Origin of the sequence: Gallibacter intestinalis (assembly GCF_014982745.1) — a bacterium.
GTDB classification, from domain to species: domain Bacteria; phylum Bacillota; class Clostridia; order Peptostreptococcales; family Anaerovoracaceae; genus Gallibacter; species Gallibacter intestinalis.
In genome coordinates, this window is sequence record NZ_JADCKA010000006.1 from 37,235 (window position 1) to 60,746 (window position 23,512).

Genomic DNA, 23,512 nt, shown 5'->3' on the forward strand with positions numbered 1-23,512 from the left:
CTTTACTGGTTGCGGAGTTCTTCTACTCCGCTTTTTATTATATCGTGAACCTTATCGTTAAGATGCTTTTCGCTGTCCTTTGGAAGGTCATCGGTTGGTATGGCAGGATGGAACATCACCTTTACCGTTCCCGGCGAAATAATGCCCCTTTCCTCAAAGATTTTGTATGAACCTTCTATGCTTACGGGAATAATAGGAACCTTCGGTTTTGTGGCAAGCTTCATTGAGCCCGGTTTAAAATCAATCATCGGGCCGCCCTTGCTTCTGGTTCCTTCCGGGAAAATAACAAGGGAATATCCTTTTTTGAGAAGTCCGATGCCCTTTGTTATGGCTTTAAGAGATTCCTTAGGGTTATCTCTGTCCATCATTACACTTCTTATTCTATCCATCCATTTGCCGTACAGCGGAATTTTAGCGAGCTCCTTTTTGGCAACAAATCCGAATTGAACTGTGTCTATGGCTGCGCAAAGAGCCAGGATGTCCGCATAGCCCTGATGGTTTGACATAAATACCACAGGTCCTTTTTCCGGAAGGTTTTCCTTTCCGTATACTTTAATGTCCATGCCGAGGCTTTTTGAGAGCTTATCGCCCCAGGTGCTTATGGCATAGCATATATTTTCCATTTCTCTTTCCTGGTCGCCTTTTGCTCTGGCATCATCTATCTCACGCTTAAAACCGTTGAGATATCTGAGATTTGAGTATACCTTTACGGCACCGGGAATATTTCTGAATATCTTCATTTTGTACCTCTTATATATATCGGAATAATGATTTATTATACCATAATCAGGTTGAGAACTTCCATATAAAAGTGTATAATGGCAGAAGTCGGAAATTACATAAAATTACACTTATATACATAAAATGAAACGGCGGTGAAAGTAATAAATGTTTAATTACAAACTTTTTTGTCTCGAAGGAGGCGTAATAGGATTTATAGCGGTAACGGCCTTGGTGGTCAACGGAAACTCGGATTTCTTCGACGCATTTTACGGGGGTGCGGTGCAGAGCCTGAGATCGCCTGGTTTAAATACCGTAGTGGAGCTTATCACTTACATAGGCAACTGGCAGGCGATAACCGTGATTTGTTTGCTATTACTGGCCTTTGCAAAGACAAGGAAAACATACGGTATACCGGTTACGGTGGTTGCAATTTTGTCCCATGTCCTTAACAGAATTGCAAAGATGCTTATAGAAAGACCTAGACCGGATGCGGCAAATATGCTTATAGAGCAGGGAGGATTTTCATATCCGAGCGGCCATACTGCAACAGCCATAGCGGTGTTTATACTTTTGGCATACTTAGTGTGCAAGAACATGGACAACAAAAAGAAAGCAGCTCTTTGTGCGGTTTTGCTTTCGGCACTGGGAATCTTGATAAGTCTAAGCAGGATATATTTGGGAGTTCATTACGCTTCCGATGTACTGGGAGGATTCTTTGTGGGACTTGCTAGCTTCGGTGCGGTAGGTATGTACTTTTATCCTTATAAAAAGGAAAAAGAAAAATGGAGAGCTAAGATGAGAGCAAAGGAACAGGCAAAGATCGATGCTCTGGAAGATGTGGAAGTTGAGGTTGTGGACAGAGAAGATATGCTAGAGGATTTGCAGGCTCAATATGATGAAGACAAAAAATCTTAATCAAATATAAATCCTCATATTGTACAGACTACTGAAGTATTTGGGAGGAAATGATATGAAAGAACCCGTTTTAGTAATAATGGCTGCAGGTATGGGCTCAAGATACGGCGGCCTTAAACAGATAGATCCCGTAACAGACCAGGGAGAGATAATACTGGATTTTTCTCTGTACGATGCCATGATGGCAGGCTTTAAGAAGGCAATATTCGTGATAAAAGAGGAAAATCTTGAGGATTTCAGAAAACTGGTGGATGACAGAGCTGGAAAGCATATGGAAATACAGTATGCTTTTCAGAAGCTTGATGATATGCCTGAAGGATATGAGGTGCCGGAAGGCAGAGTTAAGCCTTGGGGAACAGGTCATGCCATAATGTCTGCCCGCGCTTATGTTGATGGGCCATTCGCCGTAATAAATGCAGACGACTATTACGGACCAAGTGCTTTCCAGGCAATATATGATTTTCTTTCTAATGTAACTGAGAAGGGCCAGTTTACTATGGTGTCCTATCTTCTTAAAAACACCATTACGGAAAACGGTCATGTGGCAAGGGGTATCTGCAGTGTAGACGAAAAGGGATACCTTGCAGACATCGTGGAAAGAACGAAGATTATGCGTGTTGACGGGAAAATATCATATACTGAAGACGAGGAAAGCTGGACGCCTCTTGAGGAGGACACTCCTGTATCAATGAATTTCTGGGGTTACACCGGTGAAATGATGGAGGAGCTGGTAAAGAGATTTCCTGAATTTTTAGATGATGCCCTTGCAAATAATCCAGAAAAGGCAGAGTATCTGATTCCGAAGGTAACCGATGATTTAATCAAGGAAGGCAAGGCCACATGTAGAGTGCTGACATCCGTTGATAGATGGTACGGAGTCACATATAGAGAGGATAAGGAAAATGTAATGAATGCCCTTCAGTCTCTGAAGGATAAAGGCCTTTATCCGGATGTCCTCTGGAAATAAAAAAACTGTTGATTTTACCACAATTTCGTGTATAATAGACAAGTACGAAAAATTAACTTTCTCTGCATCGGCAATGGGGCCGATGCCATTCAAGTCCACAGGGAGGTGAAAAAATGAAGAAATACGAAGTTATGTTCATCATCGATCCGACTCTCGAAGACGCTCAGAAGGATGCGACAGTTGAAACTGTAAAAGGTATCATCGCTTCCGAAGGCGAAGTTGAGAACGTAGATGTATGGGGAATGAGAAAACTCGCATATCCTATCCAGAAGAAGAACGAAGGATACTATGTAGTTATCGATTTCAGCGCAGACACTGAGCTTCCAAAGGAACTCGACAGAAGACTGAGAATTTCCGACAATGTGATCAGACACATGATCATCAGCAAGGAAGAGAAATAGGAGGTCTCACATGAACAGCGTAGTGCTTATAGGAAGATTGACAAGAGATCCTGAAGTGAGATATACCGAATCCCAGTTGGCCGTTGCAAGATTTTCAATAGCCATTAATAGGGTTCCTGGTAGAGACGGTCAGGACAGAGGCGCTGATTTCCCGAATATCGTAGTCTTTGGCAAACAGGCTGAAAACTGCGAAAGATTCCTTACAAAGGGAAGACAGGTGGCTATTCAGGGTCACATTCAGACGGGAAGCTACGAAAAAGACGGCAGAAAAGTTTATACCACAGATGTGGTTGCCGACAGAGTTGAATTTTTGGAATGGGGAGACAGATCCCAGTCATCATCTCAGGGAAGTTCAGCAGGTATACCTGAAGGCTTCCAGGCTATAGACGATGACGATATCCCGTTCTAAAGGAAAGGAGAATGTCATGATGGACAAGAAAAGAGGCGGCTACAGAAAGAAGAAAGTATGTCAGTTCTGTGCCGACAAAAACAAGACAATAGATTACAAAGATGTTGAAACACTCAAAAAGTATGTAACTGAAAGAGGAAAGATTCTTCCTAAGAGAGTTACAGGTACTTGTGCCGTACATCAGAGAGAAGTAACAAAGGCTATTAAGAGAGCTAGAATAGTTGCACTTCTCCCTTATCAGGCAGACTAATTGATATCGAATTTCCCGATCTTTCAGGAGGTCGGGATTTTTTCTTACTTTTTCTCTGTTCATTTGGATGATTTTATTCTATTTGGTATGGAAACCGTCGCTATTGTGATATAATTATATGATAACGCGTTAAGGAGAAATTATGTATCTGGAAATAGCATTATTAGTAATTCTCATATTGCCGCTGCCGATAATGGCCGGCGTAATAAAAGACGGGGGAAGACCTTTTAAAACTGTTGCCTACGGTGCGGTGGCTGCCGCTGCCGGGGTGCTTGCAATTTTTGTGGCAGCATACTTCGCAGGACATAACATCAGCGAATATCTGGACAAGGCAATTGCAAATGCCGTAGACATGGTGCAGCAAAGCCCACAGGCTATGGACACATTAGGTCTTGGCGACCTTTCAGCAAAGGAAGCTGAGCAGACACTTACTCAGATGTACTCTTCGGTTATATCCTTTATGCCAAGCGCATTTTTGATTCTTGCCGCAGCTGTGTCCTATATTGAGTACAACATATTAGTTAGAATAAAATTCAGAGGAAAAGATCGTATAAAACCCTTTGCATATATGCGAGACTTCTCTTTAAGACCAAACGATGTCATAGGCTGGTTTTTGATATATCTGGTTTCATACCTTTTAAAAGCTATGGATATCGGGGCCGCAGCAAGTCTTGTATTAAATATAAATGCTCTGGTACAGGCGATAGTTTCCCTGCAGGGCATATCCCTTATTTTCGTTTTCTTCTATGTGAGAAGAATAAACAGAATAGTGCCGTTTATAGCATCTGCAATACTTTGGATGATGCCTTTAGGAAGAACTGTTCTGTTTGTACTGGGAGTCATGGATCTTTTAATGAACATGCGAGGAAGAATGAATAAAGAGACGGAGAAAAGATCGTGAAGGAATTTGAGCGTTATATACCGGTGCCTGCCTGCACCGTGGATGAAGAAGGAAAAATATCGGAGGTAAACTGTCATATCGGAAAGGTTTTTGTATATGACGGGATTGAAGGAGCAGATGTATTTACTCTAACGGGAGTAAAATACGAAACCTTTCAGGAGGCAGCAGAAAAAGGCGAAAAGATAAAGCTGTCCAGAAATGACAGAGTATTTGATATGGCTCCGGTCATGACAGAGGACGGCTTATACATCTATTTTATGGATGTTACGGGATTTACCGAGCTGGAAGAAACCTATGAAAGGGAAAAAATCTGCATGGCGGTGGTAAACATCGACAACTACGATGAAATCAATTTAGGTACTGCCGCAGAAAAGCAGATGTCCATGGCAACTACCATAGACGGCATCATAAGACAGTGGGCGGCAGCTATGACAGCATCGGTAATAAAGCAAAATTCTGCCTGCTACAATATAGTTATGAGCATGGAAATGTGCAGACAGCAGATGGATGAAAGATTTCCTATTTTGGATAGGATTCGTGAAATAGAATCCAGCGTTGAATTTCCGATAACTCTTTCCATAGGAGTCGGAATAAACGGAGCAACTCCAGAGGAAAACTTTGAGCTGGCACAGCAGGCTCTTGACCTTGCCAAAGGCCGTGGCGGTGACCAGGCAGTGGTTAGGGATGGAGAAGAAATTTACTATTTCGGCGGAAAGGCTCAGACCGTTGAAAAAGCGAATAAAGGTAAATCAAGAGTAATAGGCTATGCCTTAAAGAGACTGATAGAATCCTCCAGCAGGGTGTTTATAATGGGACATAAAAATCCGGATATGGATGCCTTCGGCTCTGCCATGGGTATAAGCAGAATGGCAATGCCACTTAACAGAGAGACTTATATAGTTTTGGAAAACTACGGTGAGGCCCTTGATCTCCTTTACAGAGAAGCAAAGGCTTCGGAAAACTATAATCTCATAGGCAGAAAAAAAGCGATTGAGCTGATAAATGACAAAGCCCTTGTAATAGTGGTGGACACCCACAAGCCAAGCATCGTCGAATGTCCGGAGCTTTTGGAAAGCAAGGCTAAGACTGTTGTAATCGACCACCACAGAAAGAGCGAAGAAGCGCTGGAAAATCCGACCCTTATATATATGGAGCCCTATGCTTCATCGACGGCGGAGCTTGTAACTGAAATCCTTCAGTACACAATAGAGCGAAAGGAACTTACAAAGCTTGAAGCAGAGGGTCTTCTTGCGGGAATATTTGTGGATACAAATAATTTTTCCGTAAAGGCGGGAGTGAGAACCTTTGAAGCGGCAGCTTGGCTCAGACGTGCAGGAGCAGACCTTTACAATGTTAAGAGGTTGTTCCAGGTGGAAAAGAAAATCTGTATGAGCAAGGCCTATGGTATATACAACGCTGAATTTACAGAGGATGGAGCTGCATTTTCAAAATGTATAACCGAGGATCAGGATACACAGATGATATGTTCCCAGATTGCCGACGAGCTTATCACAATCAGAGGCATAAGGATGTCCTTTGTTGTAGGAAAAGACCATAACGGCAGAACCGTAGTCAGTGCACGCTCGGTGGGAGAAGTAAATGTACAGGTAATAATGGAGGCCTTTGGGGGCGGGGGTCACTTAAATGCCGCAGGCACCCAGACGGATGAGCCTCCTCAGGAAGTTATAGAAAAGATAAAGGAAATGGTGAGGGAAGAACAATGAAGGTAATATTACTGGCAGATGTAAAAGGAAAAGGTAAAGCCGGAGATGTGGTAAAGGTAAATGACGGATATGCGAGAAATATGCTGTTTCCTAAGGGTCTCGCAAAGGAAGCTACAGCAGGAAACCTTAAAAACCTTGAGCATCAGAAGGCTATAGCTGCTGAACAGGAAGCTGAAAGAAAGGCTGAAGCCGAAGCAACAGCAAAGAAGCTGGCTGATTTGACCGTTAAAATTGAAACTAAAGCTGGAGACAACGGCAAGCTGTTCGGTTCCATAACTTCTGCAGATATAGCAGATGCATGCAAGGAACAGGCCGGCATAGAAATAGACAAGAAAAAGATAGTTTTAGACGCTCCTGTAAAACAGGCAGGAAATGTAGAAGTACAGGTTAAGCTGTATCCTGAAGTTACAGCTAAGCTTAAGGTGGAAATTATCGCAAAATAAACGGAGAAAATTATGGAAAGAATACCTCCACACAATTTAGAAGCTGAAAAATCCGTTATTGGTGCGGCAATGCTGGACAAGGAAGTTGTATTTGATGTCCTTGAGGTGGTAAGAGCCGAAGACTTTTACAGCAAGGCAAACAGAGAAATATTCACAGTAATAACTGATTTGCAGAGAAGCAGTACTCCTGTGGATGTGCTTACGGTAACAGATGAGCTGAAAAAGAGAAAAATGCTGGAAGCGGTAGGCGGCAGAGTTTATGTGGCACAGCTTTCTGCTGATGTACCTTCTGTTTCCAATGCTGTGGAATACGCCAAAATAGTTGCTGAAAAGGCAGTGCTTAGAAGGCTTATCGGAACTGCTGATGAAATAGCAAAAAAAGGCTATGAAGAAAGCGAAAACACTTTAGATATTCTGGAATATGCAGAAAAGGGAATATTTGAAATTGCCAAGAGCAAGCAGCATAGCGAGATGGCAAAAATCAGCGAAATCATCCTGACAAACTTTGAGGAGATTTCCGTAAGAAGCCAGAGCCAGGGAGGTATAACAGGCGTTCCTAGCGGTTTGATAGATTTGGACCGTAAGCTCAGCGGATTTCAGAAATCGGATATGGTGGTACTGGCGGCAAGACCTTCCATGGGTAAAACAGCCTTTGCCCTTAATGTCGCTTTAAATGCGGCCCTTAAGGCGGATGCAAAAGTCCTTATATTCAGCTTGGAAATGGCCAAGGAACAGCTCAGCCAGAGACTGCTTTCCATGGAAGCCAGAGTTGAATCTCAAAAAATGAGCACGGGAGATGTGGACATGTCCGACTGGGATAAGATGTCTGCGGCATTGGACAGCTTTAATAAAATGAGCATCTACATCGATGATACTCCCGGCATAAAGCTTATGGAGATAAAAAACAAGTGCAGAAGGATGAAGGCTGAAACAGGCCTTGATATGATAATCCTAGACTACTTGCAGCTGATGGAAGGTGAAAAGCGTTCCGATAACAGACAGCAGGAAATAACGAGCCTTTCCAGAGGAATGAAGCTCTTGGCAAGGGAAATGGAATGTCCTGTTATCGTGCTTTCGCAGCTTTCCAGAGCTCCAGATCAGAGGGAAAACCACAGACCGGTGCTTTCCGATTTGAGAGAATCGGGAGCCATAGAGCAGGACGCCGACGTTGTACTTTTCCTCTACAGGGATGAAGTATATAACGAAGAAACTGAAAAACCGGGAATCTGTGAGGTTATAGTGGCAAAGCACAGAAACGGTCCTATCGGTACGGTGGAAGTCGGCTGGCAGGGTAAGTACACCAGATTTGTAAATCTGCAGAGATAAAGCAAAAGAGGAGCCTGATGAAAAGGGATAAGATATATAACGAGTATATGTTCGACACCAAGGTCGAAAACATATTTATAAATGAATATATGAAGGACGCCCCGGCAGATTTTCTTAAAGTCTATCTGATGGCTCTTATGTTTACAGATTTGGGAAAGGAGATGGACGAGGAAAAACTTAAAAAAAGCCTCGGCATCGCCGCTGACGATGATGTTGTGGAAAGAGCCTGGAAATACTGGGAAAGACTCGGTGTTGTAAGAAGAGAAAAGGGAGAAATAGTCTTTGTAAGCCTAAAGGAAAGCCTTTACGGAAAAAAGAAATCCGAAAAGCAGAAGGCGCCGTCAGATGTGGTGGAAGCTTCCTTGCATATTTTGGATGATTCCGGACTTAAAGCCATGTTTACATCAATCGAAAAGATTATGAACAGACCTCTTAACGGCAGAGAAACTGAAAGCATTCTCGGCTGGATAGACGTTACCGGAGCAACTCCGGAAATCATTTCCTATGCCTACAAGTATTGCGTTGAAACCATGAAAAAGGAAAATGTAAACTATGTGGGCAAGGTGGTGGAAAGCTGGACTAATAAAGGCTTTCGCAGCAGAGCTCAGGCAGAGGAATATCTTGAGGAAATGGATAATCGCCATTACATGTATAAAAGAGTTCTTAGAGCCATGGGCTTTTCGAGAAATGCTACGGAAAACGAAAAGGCAATCATGGATACATGGTTTGATGACTTTGACTTTTCCATGGATATGATACTGGAGGCCTGTGCCAAGACTAGCGGTATTTCAAACCCGAACATGAACTATGTCAATACTGTTCTTATGAACTGGAATAAAGAAAAGACAGGAAAGGACGAAACTGGCGAGGTTACTCAAAAGCATGTGGGTGAGTATTACGACTTCATAAGAGAAAAAGCAGAAAGAGAAGCAAAGGAAAGAAAGGAAGAAGTATACACCGCTATACCGGAAATAAAGAAGTTGGATGATCAGATGAAAAACAACTATATTTCTTTGACAAAGACAGCCCTTGGAGGCGGAGCAGACAAGAACGAAGCCATGAACAGGCTGAAGGCTGAAAACGATAAAATCAGAGAAAGAATAAAGATGCTTCTTACGGAAAATCGTGTGCCGGTGGATTATATGGAAGTTAGATATAAATGTCCTCTCTGCAAGGATACAGGCATGACTGATGAAGGTATCCGCTGTCAATGCTATATTGAAAGGGAAAAGGAAGCTGCCCAGTGGCAGAAATAATAGAACAAACTTGGAAAAATAATAACAGCCTCGAGAAATAAGGCAATATGGACTCGAGGCTGTATTTTATTTTACATATTTAATTGAGTTTCCAATTTGAACTCTGTTGCTGCAGTTTTACCATACGACTGAACAATCCGTTTTGTGACATAAGTTCATTAGGAGATCCCTGCTCTGCAACTTTTCCATCGGCTAAAACAATTATTTTATCAGCGGCTTCAATCGTACGCATTCTATGAGCGATAACAAGCACGGTTTTTCCAACTAAAAGTCTTGAGAGCGCCTCTTGCACTTTAGTTTCGTTCTCTACATCAAGACTGGCGGTGGCCTCATCAAGAAGAACGATAGGGGCGTCTTTAAGTAAGGCTCTGGCAATGGAAATTCTCTGTCTTTCTCCTCCAGATAGTTTACTACCGTTTTCTCCTATGAGAGTGTTATAGCCTTGAGCAAGCCTATTGACAAATTCGTCACAGTTTGCGGCTTTAGCCGCTGCTATAACTTCATCATCGGTAGCATTGCGTCTGCCAAGGCGAATATTTTCCATGACTGTATCATCAAAAAGTACAACGTCTTGAAATACCATGGAGTAATCTCTAAGTAGGACTTCCGGATCTATGGTAGAAATATCTATGCCACCTACTTTTATGGTTCCGCTGTTAATATCCCACAGTCTTGCAGCAAGCCGTGCACAAGTACTTTTTCCTGAACCTGAAGGTCCGACGAGAGCTGTAACTTCGCCCTCTTTTGCTGTAAAGCTTACATCTTTGAGAACATCAGCCGTATCATAAGCGAAGCATACATCTTTAAATTCGATATCGTGTCCTTGCGGTTTAAAGTTTTGAGAACCTTCGGCTGTAGGCATTTCATAAATTTCGTTAATCCTGTCTGCGGAAATTTGGGAAACAAAAACTTCTGCAATCAGAGCCAGACTTTGATCGAACGGAGCGTAAACCCTTGTTATTATCAAAAGGAATAAGAAAAGAAGCATAAAGTCAATTTTACCTGATACAATTAGCCATGCACCAAGGAGAATTGTGGTGGCAACACCTAAACGCATAATGACGCTAGCGCCATTGACAAATAGCCCTGTGGTCAGCTCGCCACGAATCTGAATTTTTTCATGGTTATCTATTTTTTTATCCAAAGCAGCCAAGTACAAATCTTCTTGATTTGTGGCTCGTATTTCTCGTATGTTTTCAAGAGCTTCTTGAATGCCGTCTGAAACATTGAGAGCAGCTTTTTTTACTGCTTGGGAATGTCGCTCAGCAATACTTCGTGTACCGAATAAAAGAACAAAGGCTACAGGGACACCCCATAAGCTTGCAATAGTTAGTCTCCAGTCGTAGAAAGTAAGGCAGACTGCAATAATGCCAGTAGAAATATATGAACCGTACAAATATCCCAAAACATGCGACCATACATGCTCCATGCGGTTTACGTCACTCATGAGAGTTTCAGTAAGATCAGCTAAATCTCTTTTGCCAAAGTAGCCTAAAGGCAGTTTGCGAAGTCTTTCAGCAAGTCGTAGTCTCGTTTGTTCTACTTCGCCGTATACTAATCCATATGTAACTTTGTATTGCTGCAGATGAGTTATGTAGGAAAGTATTAGAAAAATTACCACTAGAGCGATGATGAGCACAGCATTTGGCAAAGAACTTCCGCTTGTAAATGTAGACATAAATTCTGCCATAAGTAGATACAATATACCTATACCGCCCATGACCACAAGGTTTACTATAACTGTCCAAAGAGCGCCTCTTTTTGTGTTTATTATTCCCTGATCGGTCAGAGCATATTTTCGCTGAAATTTTTTTCCAAACATTATAGAGCCTCCTTTCTGCTGGTGATTTTCCACTGGATAGCTTGGTTATAGTCATTCCACATCTTAAAGTAAAGTCCTTTTGATTCAATAAGCTGTTTATGTGTTCCATGCTCTACAATATTTCCTTCTTTTAGAACAATAATATTATCAGCATTAACTACGGTAGAAAGTCTGTGAGCAATCATTATAACAGTGCGACCACGGGTAAGCTCCGCAAATGCTTTTTGAATAAGGACTTCATTTTCCGGATCGGCAAACGCGGTAGCTTCGTCCAAAATAACTATCGGAGCATCCTTTAATATAGCTCTTGCAAGTATAACACGCTGTTGCTCGCCACCTGAAAGATATGTTCCTTCAGAACCGATTAGCGTATCTACGCCGTTAGGGAGCTTTTTTATTATGTCGTCACACTGAGCGGCCGAAAGGGCGTTTAAAACATCTTGTCTGCTTGCTTCAGGCTTTGAGATATGAACATTTTCGAAGATTGTAGCCTTGAACAAATGGTTATTTTGAAATACAAAAGCCACCTGATCCATAAGGATATGAGGATCAATTTGAGTAACATCAACACCGCCGACTTTAACTACGCCGGATGTTACATCCCAAAAGCGTGGTATGAGACTGGCCGCTGTAGATTTACCACCACCGGAAGGTCCCACAAGGGCAATCGTTTGACCGGCTTCTACTGTAAAGGAAACATTTGAAAGTGCTGGCGTCTCGGAACCATCATAAGTAAAAGATACATCGACAAATTCAACTTTGTTGTCAATTGGAACTTTTGGATTGTCAGGTGTTTTGAGGATTGGTGCTTGCATGATAGTATTTATTCTACCAAGGGCGGTATTTGCCAACATTATTCCGGAAGCAGCAAACATTATTTTTGCCAAAGCTGTGGAAATAATAGCAGAAAATACTGCATAAAAAGCGAAATTGATTATAAATTCTGCAAAGGTGCCAGATGAAATAGCATCTGGAGCTAAAAATAATGCTACAGGAACGAGGAAAACGAATGCACCTTCGGTAAAAGTAAGATTGATGGATTGAGGTTTTCTACATATATCAGCTTGATAATGTTCAGCTTTGACACTGTAGTCTTCAATGGCGTCTTTAAAAGCTTTAAAAGAATAGACGGTTTGTTGAAATATTTTTACTACAGGAATACCTCTGACATATTCGGTGCCGGCTTTGCTTATGCGATCCAAAGCAGCCTGATATTCTGCCATTATCTTGGCATTCTTACCTCCCATCATGGAAAACATAGCAATTACAGATATTACTGCGGCAAGAACACAAGCTGCACCCATACGCCAGTCAAATATAAACATAATTATAAGCATTGATATAAACAGAACTATAGTGCCTATAATATCAGCAAGATTATGAGCTAAAAGTGTTTCTGTTTCAGCGGCAGCAGCATCAAGCCTGCCTCTTATGAGTCCCGATGCGTTGGAATCAAAGTATCCGAGAGGAGCTTTTGTAACATGCTTGACACCTTGCTTTCGTATATTTGATGCGGTGCGGAATGCTGCAAGGTGAGTGCACATCAGGCCTAAAAAGTAGATGAGTATGCCGCCAACTGCAAAGGCGAAAGCAAGCCAGCCATATATAGTTACATTCTGAGCATTTGTCCAGTTGGGAGCGACATCTATAAGTTGTTTGCTCACCAACCATATGCAAATATATGGAACCATGCTGCAAAGCATCGATATGGCAGATAATATGAGTCCTATAAAAGTAAGGATTTTGTAACTACCTGCGTAATTAAGAAGAACTCTGAGATTGTTATTTTTATCTTTTTCTTTTTCCATAAATATAACCTCCTTTAATAGCGAGTTAGTTATAACTAACCTTGACGGTTAGAATATAAAGGGGAAAATCCCCTTTATAGGATATAGATTTTTAGATATCTAAATCGTAAGGCGTCATTAATTTTAGCCATCCTGCTGTATAAAATGCCCTAAGTTGCTGCACATAGTGCCTTGCCTGTTCATAAGTCATATCGTGAATAACAACTTCGAAAACTCCGTTGAACATGCCGCTGGCGAGAATATGACATAACTGTCTATCTATATCCTCGACATTTTGACCTAGATCTTTAAGAACTTGTATGTAGTCCATGGTGGCGTCTACTTCTGCTTCTACCATATTATGGACAAAATGTTCATAACTTGTTCCTTCTGAACGGGTGAGAAGAAGCTTTACTTCCACAGGATTTTGACAAATATATTTAACCATCCAGTCTAAATATGACCCGGAATCTTGTCCCATATGGGAAGGCTGTTCTTCTTTAGGAAGATGTGCAAAATCGTCTTGGCATTCCATAAAACGACCCATTAAGGCAGCGGCATGGGGTTCGACTATTGAAGCAAATAATGCTTCCTTACTGGAAAAATAACCGTAAAATGCTCCTGTAGTAACTCCTGCCTGTTTTACAATCTGCCGTAGAGAAGCTCCGAGAAAACCTTTGTCGGAAAACTCTTTTAGCGCCGCTAGCTGTATTCTTTTCAAAGTCTCCGGTGAGTTAGCTTGCATATTGATTCTCCTGATACATTATTATATAACACTGTAATATAACAATGTTATATTACATCTAAAAAACAAGTCTGTCAATAGCTGTCAATTAAATGACAGTCAGATGACAGACTATCTTGATTATTTATGCCACAGGGTTGTGACTCTGCAGAGCACCTTAGAATCATCCTCTGCATCTGAAAATACGCTGGTTACTTCAATATTCTTTGCATCGATTGTGCGTTTATAATAGCGACTCTTTACAAGGTCTCCCTTGACGGCTTCCTTTATATACTCTGCGCGCAATTCCGATATGGTATATGAATCAAACAATTCGTCATCCACATCATCAAAGGCCCAGTCCAGATAGGCGATATTGTTGGTGTGGAAATTTGAATCTATATCCCTTCTTGTTACACGAAATTCTCTGGTATCTGAAAGCTCGTACAGCTCAAGGGGTGGCTGAGTGTAATCTTCTTCAGGGATTGCAATTTCCAATTCAGAAGGAACATAAGCGTCAAAGAAATCAGAATGAAATCTTTTAGGGCGTCTTTTTTCAGTGTCAAAAAGGAACCATCTGCTCATGGCCCGGAAAATTTCGTTACCATCCATATCCGTGGCTCTGAAGCTTCTGTCTGCCTGAAGGCGCTTGTATGGCCTTGTCCATGTGGCAAGATCCATATCCTCACCTTCCTTTGGCAGCTTGCCAAATATTATATGCCAGCCTGTGAGTACCCAACCACAGTGATTTTCAGTAAAGAAATCCAAAGTGTAGCCTGCTTCGTCGCTGTGACATACTGCTGTGTCCTGACACATTTCAACAGCCCTCTGGGGCTTTAGTCTAAGCGTTGTATTTATTTCGTTATACTGGATGCGATACTTCTTAAAAAGTCGTCCGTCTTCGTTGATTTTTCCGTACATAAGCACCTCCGTTCACATACGAGACATTATATTCGTCAAAAGTTGAAAAGTCAATTTGCCGTTGATATAATAAATTATTAAGGTAATCGAAAGGAAGTGTGAAAATGACTAGAATATTACTTGTCGAAGACGACATAAATATAATAGAAAATTTAAAGGAACTTTTAAAAGCGGAAGGCTTTGAAGTGATAACGGCCATGCGCCAGTCACAGGCTTTGGATCTTTTAGCCGAACAGAAATTTGATTTGATTCTTTTGGATATATCCCTGCCGGACGGAAGCGGATATGCCATCTGCTCTGCAGCAAAGGCGTCAACCCTTGATAATAAAAACAAGGATGTGCCTATCATCTTTATAACGGCCTATGATGATGAAGCCAGTGCTGTAACGGGGCTTGATATGGGCGCAGAAGACTATATTACAAAGCCTTTCAGGCCGAGAGAGCTGGTTTCAAGAATCAAAAATATTCTCAGACGTAACGATAAGACAAGATCCGTTATAGAAATCGGAGACCTAAGAGTGGATTCAATGAAGGGAACAGTCCATAAAGGCGATGAGGAAATTTTTCTGTCTGTACTGGAATACAGACTGCTTCTCGTATTCTTAAACAATAAAGGCGTTGTACTTTCGAGAAATAAGCTGCTGGAGGAAATCTGGGATATTGCCGGAGAATTCGTCAATGACAATACCCTTACCGTATATATAAAAAGGCTTAGAGAAAAAATCGAAGATGACCCTCAGAAGCCACAGATAATAAAGACAGTAAGAGGACTTGGATATAAAGTAGGTGACTAAGTGCATTTTTTAAGAAATAGAGACGCTAAACAGCTTTTGGCGCTGCACATTGTAATAACAATAGTCATGACCGTAATCGGCTTTCGCGTGGGAGCGGGGGCAGGTACGGTGACTCTTATTGCCTGCATAACTTTGACAATCGCTTCCCTTGTGGCCGACAAAAAAAGATACGCTAAAATAAATATGCTGTCGGAGAATATAGATATGATACTCCACAGTGATACAATGGTTGCCTTGGAGGACATCCACGAGGGCGACTTGGCGGTTTTGGAAAGTGAAATTAAAAAGATGACGGTAAAAATCAGAGAAGGGGCTTATCTGCTGCAAAAGGAAAAAATCTATTTGACGGATTCCATAGCGGATATATCCCATCAGCTGAGAACACCTCTCACTACAATAAATCTTTTGATGTCCTTTCTGCAGAGTGCAGAACTTTCTTATGAGGATAGGATGAAGTATGTAAACGAGATAAACAGCCATCTCAGAAGGCTTGACTGGCTGATATCATCCCTTCTTAAAATATCAAAACTGGATGCGGGCACCGTTGTGATGAAAAAGGAAAAGACCTCGGTTTCGGAGCTGGTGGCAAAGGCATCGGAATCTATAATGATTCCTTTGGAAATCAGAGATCAGCTGTTTGATTATACAGCCATGGGAAACGAATGCTTTACAGGGGATATAAACTGGAGCGTTGAAGCGATTTCCAATATCGTAAAAAACTGTATGGAGCATACACCTGAGGGCGGACATATTTCGGTTAATGTAACGGAGAATATCCTGTTTACAAAAATCGTTATTGAAGATAACGGTAACGGCATAGATAGCGAGGATTTACCTCATATATTTGAAAGATTTTACAGAGGCAGAGATAGCTCCGAATCCAGCGTTGGCATAGGACTGGCTTTGTCAAAGATGATAATTCAGGAACAGAACGGTACCATTAAAGCGGAAAACCGCAAGGAAGGCGGAAGCCGTTTCACCATAAAGTTCTACAAAGGAGATACCGATGGAAATACTGAGAGCCGAAAACCTCAATAAGGTCTATGGAGAAGGTGAAAGCAGGACCGACGCCTTAAAGGATGTCAGCTTTTCCGTAAAACAGGGAGACTTCCTGGCGATTATGGGTCCGTCCGGATCCGGCAAATCCACCCTTTTGCACATTTTAGGGGGTGTGGAAAAACCGACATCAGGCAAGGTATTTATAAACGGAATGGATATTTACAAACTGACAGACGATGAACTGGCGATTTTCAGAAGAAGACAAATAGGCATCGTCTATCAGTTCTACAATCTGATTCCGGTACTTGATGTGGAGGAAAACATCACTTTACCGGCAGTTTTGGACGGAAGAACCATGAACAGCCAGAGGCTTACTGAAACGATTCACATGCTGGGTTTGGAAGGAAAGGAAAAAGCGATGCCCGGTCAGCTTTCCGGCGGCCAGCAGCAAAGAGTTTCCATAGGAAGGGCTCTTATTAACGCTCCGGCAATACTTCTAGCCGATGAGCCTACGGGAAATCTCGACAGTAAAAATTCACAGAACATAGTTGAGCTTTTCAAGTATTCAAATAGAAAATACAAGCAGACTACAATAATAATAACCCACGATGAAGAGATAGCTCTTCAGGCGGACAGGGTTATTACCATAGATGACGGCAGAATCCTGCGAGACGAGGAGACCCGATGAAGGGAGTTTTTTTTGAAGCGACAAAAAGGTCATTGGGCCGCAACAGACTGCGCACGGCAGCTACATTGATAGGTGCCGTAATTTCCGTGGCTATGATTACCGGCGTTTTATGTATGTCTTCAAGTTTTCATTCCTTTCTCGTAAAAACCGTAAAGGAAAGCTATGGCAACTGGAGCGTGTCTGTCAGAAATATAGATGATGAAATGGCAAAAGAAGCGGAGAAAGCTGGAATTGATTTTGGCGTAACACAGGCTGTGGGGTATTCATATATCAACAGCGCCAATCCTCAGAAGCCGTTTCTTTTTTTGGAAAACATGGATGAAGCCATGGGGGAAATAGGAAATACCCGCATTACAGAGGGACGGCTTCCTAAAAACAGCAAAGAGATAGTTTTACCCGAGCATCTTACTGCAAATGCAGGTATAAGCTATGAAATAGGCGATAAAATCACTTTAGAAATAGGAGAAAGAATAGATATTCATGAAGGTGGAGATCTGGATCAGTGGGATGCCTATGAGCCTAAATCAGAGGCCTTTATAAGCAGAGATACGAGGACCTTCACAGTTGTGGGCATATGTGAACGACCGGCTGTAGAGCCTTATATGGCAGCCGGATACACTGCCATAACCTGCGATAACAAACCGGTGATGCGCTGTACATTTACATATTTCAGCGATGAGGATTACGGCAACATCATGCCTCTTTTAAGGGAATATTACGGGGAAGATTCCGATGATGTTACATATAACGAAGAGCTTCTCAATGTAACCGGTGAGAAGTTTGATATACGCAGCACGGGTATCCCAGTTGTCATGACCTTAATATTGCTTGCGGTTATCATCTTAGGTAGTTATATGCTGATGTATAATACATTTTCCATATCGGTTATGGAAAAGCGCAGACAATATGAGATATTCGCTTCAGTGGGAGCCACAAGGAGCCAGCTTAAGAGGATAACTTTGTATGAGGGAATCTTTTACGGCGCTGTCAGCATTCCGTTAGGAATCATCCTAGGTATGGCGGGAGCATTCCTTTTGACTGTTTTAGCAGGAAATCAGATGGCGGGAATCATATCATCTGATATAAGTGGATCTGTGGATTTTGATATAAATTTCGGTACGATATTCCTGGCGTTTATCATATCTCTTATAGCGGTATACATAGCCATAAGTGTGCCTGCTGCAAAGGCGGGAATGACAAAACCTATAGAGGAAAGAGAACGGGAAAAACAGGAGGGAAAGAAAGAAAGAGCTGAAAGAAAGAGGCTGACCGCTTTGCTTCTTAAAACCGGCGGACCTGAAATGGTATTGGCGGAAAGAAACTTCCGAAGACACCATAGACATTACAGATACACAATAGTTTCCGTCGTTATGAGCGTTGTTTTATTCGTGACAGCAGGGGCAGTGGTAATTTACATGCAAAACGGTATAGCTGCAAGACTTGGAACAAGTTCAGGCTTTGATATTTCCTATGAAGGAGAACAGAGAGAGGATGCTGAAGCGGCGTATATGATACTTTCCAATACCGACGGTGTAACGGAAAGCACTTATCTAATGAAAGGAACCATGGATGTATATCTGGGCCGCTCACCGGTTCAGTATGCCTTTTATATGATAGATGACAATGCCTTTGCGTCATATCTGCATAAATCCGGGATAGACCCAAGTGGTTTTTTTGATGGAGCCTCACCTAAGGCAATAGCCACTTCCACCATAAACAGGTATGACCGTATTACCGGTAGCATCAGGGAAAAGACCATATTTAATGAAAGTGAAAGACCGTCAGTGCTGAAAGGCTTTTTAGGAGGAAGACAGACAACGGTTGAAATAGGTGTGTATGTAGATGAAATTCCCGACGGGCTAATAGATTCTGTAGGAGTTCCTGTGGTGCTCATGAGTAAGTCTGCAGGACAGTATATACTTAATAACTCGGCGGAAAATGCATTTACAGGTGAAGCTCTGTTCAGATCCGATGACCCGGCACAGACTTATGCTGCGATGCGCAGTCTGTGCAGAGATAACGGCCTTGCTGAAGATGGGCTTATGAATATTCAGGAAGCTAGAGACGAGGCTGGAAGTGTTCTTGCGTTAATTAACCTTGTATCCTTCGGTTTTATAATCCTTATTTCAATAATAGCCATGGCTAATCTGTTTAATACAGTGGCTTCAAATATAGAGATACGAAAGGCAGAGTTTGCCACCCTTTCATCATCGGGAATGACACCGGGCTCCATCAGAAAGATGATATATCTGGAGAGTCTGATGCTAGGCATAAGAATGCTTTTATACACAATACCTCTTTCCTTTATCGGCTTGATGTTTGCTTATAATTTTACCAATTACGGCAGTAGCATCACAGGGTATGTTACACCGTGGTCCAGCGTGTTTATCAGTGCTGTTCTCATGGGGCTGATAATCGCCGTTATAATGAAATATTCCTGCTACAAGGTGGGAAAAATAGATGCAGCAACGGTATTAAAGAGTCAGAAGTTTTACAAATGACATGGTGAAATATTTTATTAACTATCTAAACTGTAACATTTGTACGATTTATCTAACGAATGTGGTATAATAAATGCCGAATTTGTTCAAAGGAAATGTGATATGGCTGAAAAAAATGTAATAGATATTGAAGCGGCAAGAAGTCGGCGCAATAAAAAGAAAAAAAAGAAAAAAGAAAAAAAGCCTCTGTCACCGAGAAGAAAACAGCAGATTAAAAGAAGATTGACGGTCTTTCTTGTGGTAGCAGCGTTTTTACTGCTTACTGTCGGGTTTTCATTTTATAAGATAGTTTCACTAAAAGTTGAAGAAAGTAAGCTTCAGCAGGAGCAGGAGAAGCTTAAAGAGGAAAGGGATGCGCTGCAGCAGGAAATGAAAGATGTCAAAAGTCCTGAATACATAGAAAAGCAAGCAAGAGAACAGCTGCATCTGCTGCTTCCCGGAGAGATACTTTATATGCTACCGGGAGAAGATGACAACACCGACGGTTCAGATGACAGCGGAGAATAGAATATGAAGATAAAAGAAGTAATAGTAGTCGAGGGCAGAGATGATACCACGGCAGTAACCAGAGCTGTGGAATGCGACACCATTGAGACCCACGGCTTCGGCATAAAAAAAGAAACCTGGGAGCTTATTAAAAAAGCATATGAGGAAAGAGGAATAATAATATTCACTGATCCGGACCATTCCGGAGAGGAGATAAGAAAGAAGCTTTCGGAAAGATTTCCAAATGCAAAGCACGCTTACCTCACAAAGAAAGAAGCCTTGGGAGGCAACGATGTAGGTATAGAAAACGCTTCCGATAAAGTCATATGTGAAGCTCTCAATAAAGCCAAGGCAAAGCTTGTGGAAAGCACCGATATCTTTACTCAAAGGGATATGGTGGACGCCGGTCTTGCCGGTGGTGCTGGAAGCAAAGAAAAACGACAGGCTTTAGGTAAAGCCCTAGGTATAGGTTACGGTAACAGCCTCGGGTTTTTAAAGAAACTTAACGCCTTCGGCGTAACAAAAGAAGACTTTGCAAGGGAACTTGATAAAATCGAAAGGACGCTTAAATGAAGCTATATTCACCGGCAACAATAAAAGATATAAGGGAAAGATACGGATTCAGACTTACCAAAAGCCTGGGACAGAACTTTCTTACAGACAAGAATATAATAGACAACATCATTGAAGCATCCAATATAGGTGAAAATGATTTAGTCATAGAAATAGGACCGGGAATAGGCGTTATAACAAAGGAAGCTGCAGCAAAGGCGGGCTCGGTTATAGCAGTTGAAATAGATAAAAATCTCATACCGATTTTGCAGGAAACCCTGGCGGATGAGACTAATGTAAAAATAATAAATAGGGATATACTTAAAACCGATCTCACAGCGGTTATAGAGGAGGAAAAAAAGAATTTCCCTCAAATGGAGAGCGTGAGAATCATCGGTAATCTGCCCTATTACATCACCACTCCCATTATTATGAAGCTTTTGGAGGATGGTGTTCCCGCAGACAGTATAACGGTTATGATGCAAAAGGAAGTGGCAGACAGGATAAAAGCGGCTCCGGGAAATAAGGAACGGGGAGCGTTATCCGTAGCGGTGCAGTATTACTGTCAGGTGGTAAAAGTGACAGATGTACCTAAAGAAGTATTTGTGCCTGCTCCAAAAGTAGACTCTACGGTGCTTAGACTTGATATAAGAAAGGAAAAACCGGTGGAGCTTAAAGATGATAAACTGTTCTTTAAGGCTGTAAAAAGCGGATTTGCACAGAGGAGAAAGACACTTCTTAATTCTCTGGCATCGGGAACAGGCCTTGGCAAAGATAAGATAGGACAGATTCTTGAGGAAGCCGGTATAGATCCCGGCAGAAGAGCAGAAACATTAGACATCGATGAATTTGCTAAAATTGCCAATGGAATGTTTGAAATGAATCTGTGATTTAAGGAGACGGAAATTGAAAAAAGCTATCGGATGTATTAAAAAGGTGCTAGATCACCCCTTCGCTTTATGCGTAGGTCTGGCGATTTTGCTTAACCTCATAATAGAAACTCTGGCAAGACAGACCCTTACGGGAGGAATAAAATTTCTCTTTGGAAGCCCTGCGGTTTTCCTATATAATTCTCTGATTATATTTGCCACCTTGGCGATTTCCATATTGTTCAGGCGAAGAGTATTTTATCTAGTCATAGTCAGCATGATATGGTTGGCCTTGGGTATTACCAACGGCGTGATACTTTCGAACAGAATGACGCCTTTTACAGTATATGATTTCCAGTCGTTAAAGGATGGATTTTCAATAGTTACAAACTATTTTTCAACCTTCCAGATTGTACTGGGCTGCATCTGCATTGTAATCTTGATAGCTGCCATTGTTTTACTGTGGCTTAAGGCACCTAAAAAGAAGGACAAGGTTAATTATAAAGTAAATGCCGTTGCAGTGCTTTGTGTAATTGCGGCAGTGTTTGGAATTTCCGGTCTTGCTATCAAGTTTAATGTGGTGGATACATACTTCCCTAACTTGGCATATGCTTACAGGGACAATGGAGTTCCATATTGTTTTATAAATACATGGATGAATATAGGAGTCAGCAAGCCTGACGACTACAGTGAGAATGGCATAAAGAGCATATTTACGGAAGAAGAATTGGCTACAACTGTGGGCAAGACTGAAGGCGTGAGCGGCGAAAATAAACCGAACATCATATTTATTCAGCTGGAATCCCTGATGGATCCGCTTACCTTAAAGGATATAGAGTTTTCAGAGGATCCTATTCCTAATCTGAGAAAGCTGTATTCGGAAACCTCATCTGGAAGACTTACTGTGCCGTCGGTGGGAGCAGGAACAGCAAATACAGAGTTTGAAAGTATGACGGGTATGTCTCTTAAGTTCTTCGGACCAGGAGAATATCCGTATAAGAATATAATGCTTGAATCCACCTGTGAATCCATCCCATATAATCTGAAGCAGATTGGATATGGAACCCATGCCATTCATAACCACAGAGGTGTGTTCTATGGACGAAATGAAGTATTCCCAAATCTGGGATACGATACATTCACTTCTGTGGAATATATGAATAATGTGGGAAGAACTCCTAAAAACTGGGAAAAGGATAATGTTCTTACCGGTGAGATAATCGATGCCATGGAATCCACTAAAGGCCCGGATTATGTATATACAATTTCTGTACAGGGCCACGGAAAATATCCTACAGAGCAGGTGCTTGAAGATCCTGAGATTACCGTTACATCCGCCCCTACAGAAGCTCTTAAATGGCAGTACGAATACTATGCAAATCAGATTCATGAAATGGATAAATTCGTAGCCGACTTTATTGAAGCTATGAGTCAGTACGATGAGGATGTGGTTGTTGTAATGTACGGTGACCATTTGCCGGCTATAGATAATATATCCGATGAAAACCTAAAAGACGGCAGAATCACATACCAGACAGATTACTTTATATGGAGCAACTTTGGCCTTGAAAAGGAAGATAAGGATTTGTGTAGCTATCAGATTGGCTCAGAAGTTCTTGATAGAATAGGTATAACCAACGGAACCATGGTAACATTCCACCAGAACCATAGGGATGATGAAAACTATCTGGAAGAGCTTCACGCTTTGCAATATGATATGCTTTACGGCGAAAAATATATATACGATGGAAAAAATCCTTGGGAGCCTGCGGACATGAAGATGGGCGTCAAGGAGATAAAGATAGACAGCATCGTTAAAATCGGTGATAAATATTACATCAAAGGTCAGAATTTCACCGAGTACAGTAAAGTCAACCTAGATGGAGAAATTCTTGATACGGTGTACCTGGGGCCGACGATTTTAGGCCTTGAGGAAAAGGTAGATCCTGATGATGTATCAAAGATGAAGGTCAGCCAGGTAGATGATAACGAAATCCTGGGAACAACAGAATAATAATTGGCTTAAATGAAATAAAAAGGCAGCCACCGTACGG

General features: G+C 41.7%; 23 protein-coding genes. 18 read left to right on the forward strand and 5 right to left on the reverse strand.

Annotation, left to right across the window (positions count from 1 at the left end):
* Window positions 1-2: 2 nt before the first annotated feature.
* A complete protein-coding gene (locus INF20_RS04625; protein ID WP_226385210.1) occupies window positions 3-740 on the reverse strand; it encodes a lysophospholipid acyltransferase family protein in 738 nt (245 codons plus the stop codon).
* A 148-nt stretch (window positions 741-888) separates the two neighbouring features.
* Here INF20_RS04625 and INF20_RS04630 point away from each other — a divergent pair, with 148 nt between their 5' ends.
* The 10 genes from INF20_RS04630 to INF20_RS04675 all read left to right on the forward strand — a co-directional run bounded on the left by INF20_RS04630 (window position 889) and on the right by INF20_RS04675 (window position 9,315).
* Window positions 889-1,638, forward strand: a complete 750-nt coding sequence (locus tag INF20_RS04630; protein ID WP_226385211.1) for a phosphatase PAP2 family protein — start codon at window positions 889-891, stop codon at window positions 1,636-1,638.
* Between the two features lie 55 nt (window positions 1,639-1,693).
* Window positions 1,694-2,605: a nucleotidyltransferase family protein gene (locus INF20_RS04635; RefSeq protein WP_226385212.1), complete on the forward strand. Its 912-nt coding sequence runs from the start codon at window positions 1,694-1,696 to the stop codon at window positions 2,603-2,605.
* Between the two features lie 113 nt (window positions 2,606-2,718).
* Window positions 2,719-3,006 (forward strand): 30S ribosomal protein S6, encoded by a 288-nt coding sequence (gene rpsF, locus INF20_RS04640; RefSeq protein ID WP_226385213.1) that lies wholly within the window; start codon window positions 2,719-2,721, stop codon window positions 3,004-3,006.
* A gap of 10 nt (window positions 3,007-3,016) precedes the next feature.
* Window positions 3,017-3,415, forward strand: a complete 399-nt coding sequence (locus tag INF20_RS04645; RefSeq protein ID WP_226385214.1) for a single-stranded DNA-binding protein — start codon at window positions 3,017-3,019, stop codon at window positions 3,413-3,415.
* A 19-nt stretch (window positions 3,416-3,434) separates the two neighbouring features.
* Complete coding sequence (gene rpsR, locus INF20_RS04650) at window positions 3,435-3,665, forward strand: 30S ribosomal protein S18 (protein ID WP_449757709.1); 231 nt, start codon at window positions 3,435-3,437, stop codon at window positions 3,663-3,665.
* A gap of 142 nt (window positions 3,666-3,807) precedes the next feature.
* Window positions 3,808-4,566: a DUF2232 domain-containing protein gene (locus INF20_RS04655; protein ID WP_226385216.1), complete on the forward strand. Its 759-nt coding sequence runs from the start codon at window positions 3,808-3,810 to the stop codon at window positions 4,564-4,566.
* Window positions 4,563-6,290, forward strand: coding sequence for a DHH family phosphoesterase (locus INF20_RS07990; protein WP_226385217.1), 1,728 nt, complete (start codon window positions 4,563-4,565; stop codon window positions 6,288-6,290). The genes INF20_RS04655 and INF20_RS07990 overlap by 4 nt, the downstream gene beginning before the upstream one ends.
* A complete protein-coding gene (gene rplI, locus INF20_RS04665; protein ID WP_226385218.1) occupies window positions 6,287-6,733 on the forward strand; it encodes a 50S ribosomal protein L9 in 447 nt (148 codons plus the stop codon). Before INF20_RS07990 ends, rplI begins: the two co-directional genes overlap by 4 nt.
* 12 nt (window positions 6,734-6,745) lie before the next feature.
* Window positions 6,746-8,059 carry a replicative DNA helicase gene (dnaB, locus tag INF20_RS04670; RefSeq protein WP_226385219.1) on the forward strand — a complete coding sequence of 438 codons (1,314 nt, stop codon included), beginning with the start codon at window positions 6,746-6,748 and terminating at the stop codon, window positions 8,057-8,059.
* A gap of 17 nt (window positions 8,060-8,076) precedes the next feature.
* Complete coding sequence (locus INF20_RS04675) at window positions 8,077-9,315, forward strand: DnaD domain protein (protein ID WP_226385220.1); 1,239 nt, start codon at window positions 8,077-8,079, stop codon at window positions 9,313-9,315.
* A gap of 79 nt (window positions 9,316-9,394) precedes the next feature.
* Here the strand turns inward: INF20_RS04675 and INF20_RS04680 are convergent, their stop codons facing one another.
* From INF20_RS04680 to INF20_RS04695, 4 genes are all read right to left on the reverse strand, one after another.
* Window positions 9,395-11,137 carry an ABC transporter ATP-binding protein gene (locus INF20_RS04680; protein WP_226385221.1) on the reverse strand — a complete coding sequence of 581 codons (1,743 nt, stop codon included), beginning with the start codon at window positions 11,135-11,137 and terminating at the stop codon, window positions 9,395-9,397.
* Window positions 11,137-12,945, reverse strand: a complete 1,809-nt coding sequence (locus INF20_RS04685) for an ABC transporter ATP-binding protein (protein ID WP_226385222.1) — start codon at window positions 12,943-12,945, stop codon at window positions 11,137-11,139. The genes INF20_RS04680 and INF20_RS04685 overlap by 1 nt, the downstream gene beginning before the upstream one ends.
* 91 nt (window positions 12,946-13,036) lie before the next feature.
* On the reverse strand, window positions 13,037-13,669 hold the full coding sequence (locus INF20_RS04690; protein ID WP_226385223.1) for a TetR/AcrR family transcriptional regulator: 633 nt from the start codon (window positions 13,667-13,669) through the stop codon (window positions 13,037-13,039).
* Window positions 13,670-13,789: 120 nt separating this feature from the next.
* Complete coding sequence (locus INF20_RS04695) at window positions 13,790-14,569, reverse strand: acyl-[acyl-carrier-protein] thioesterase (RefSeq protein WP_226385224.1); 780 nt, start codon at window positions 14,567-14,569, stop codon at window positions 13,790-13,792.
* A gap of 104 nt (window positions 14,570-14,673) precedes the next feature.
* Here INF20_RS04695 and INF20_RS04700 point away from each other — a divergent pair, with 104 nt between their 5' ends.
* The 8 genes from INF20_RS04700 to INF20_RS04735 all read left to right on the forward strand — a co-directional run bounded on the left by INF20_RS04700 (window position 14,674) and on the right by INF20_RS04735 (window position 23,472).
* Complete coding sequence (locus INF20_RS04700; protein WP_226385225.1) at window positions 14,674-15,363, forward strand: response regulator transcription factor; 690 nt, start codon at window positions 14,674-14,676, stop codon at window positions 15,361-15,363.
* Entirely contained in the window at window positions 15,364-16,401 is a 1,038-nt protein-coding gene (locus INF20_RS04705; protein WP_226385226.1) for a sensor histidine kinase, read from the forward strand.
* A complete protein-coding gene (locus INF20_RS04710; RefSeq protein ID WP_226385227.1) occupies window positions 16,370-17,050 on the forward strand; it encodes an ABC transporter ATP-binding protein in 681 nt (226 codons plus the stop codon). The genes INF20_RS04705 and INF20_RS04710 overlap by 32 nt, the downstream gene beginning before the upstream one ends.
* On the forward strand, window positions 17,047-19,551 hold the full coding sequence (locus INF20_RS04715) for an ABC transporter permease (protein WP_226385228.1): 2,505 nt from the start codon (window positions 17,047-17,049) through the stop codon (window positions 19,549-19,551). Before INF20_RS04710 ends, INF20_RS04715 begins: the two co-directional genes overlap by 4 nt.
* Window positions 19,552-19,653: 102 nt before the next feature.
* Window positions 19,654-20,058, forward strand: coding sequence for an FtsB family cell division protein (locus INF20_RS04720; protein WP_226385229.1), 405 nt, complete (start codon window positions 19,654-19,656; stop codon window positions 20,056-20,058).
* Between the two features lie 3 nt (window positions 20,059-20,061).
* Window positions 20,062-20,610, forward strand: coding sequence for a ribonuclease M5 (gene rnmV / locus INF20_RS04725; RefSeq protein ID WP_226385230.1), 549 nt, complete (start codon window positions 20,062-20,064; stop codon window positions 20,608-20,610).
* The gene (rsmA, locus tag INF20_RS04730) at window positions 20,607-21,479 is read left to right on the forward strand and encodes a 16S rRNA (adenine(1518)-N(6)/adenine(1519)-N(6))-dimethyltransferase RsmA (RefSeq protein ID WP_226385231.1); all 873 of its coding nucleotides are present in this window, start codon (window positions 20,607-20,609) and stop codon (window positions 21,477-21,479) included. The genes rnmV and rsmA overlap by 4 nt, the downstream gene beginning before the upstream one ends.
* 16 nt (window positions 21,480-21,495) lie before the next feature.
* Window positions 21,496-23,472, forward strand: coding sequence for an LTA synthase family protein (locus tag INF20_RS04735; RefSeq protein WP_226385232.1), 1,977 nt, complete (start codon window positions 21,496-21,498; stop codon window positions 23,470-23,472).
* Window positions 23,473-23,512: the final 40 nt, after the last annotated feature.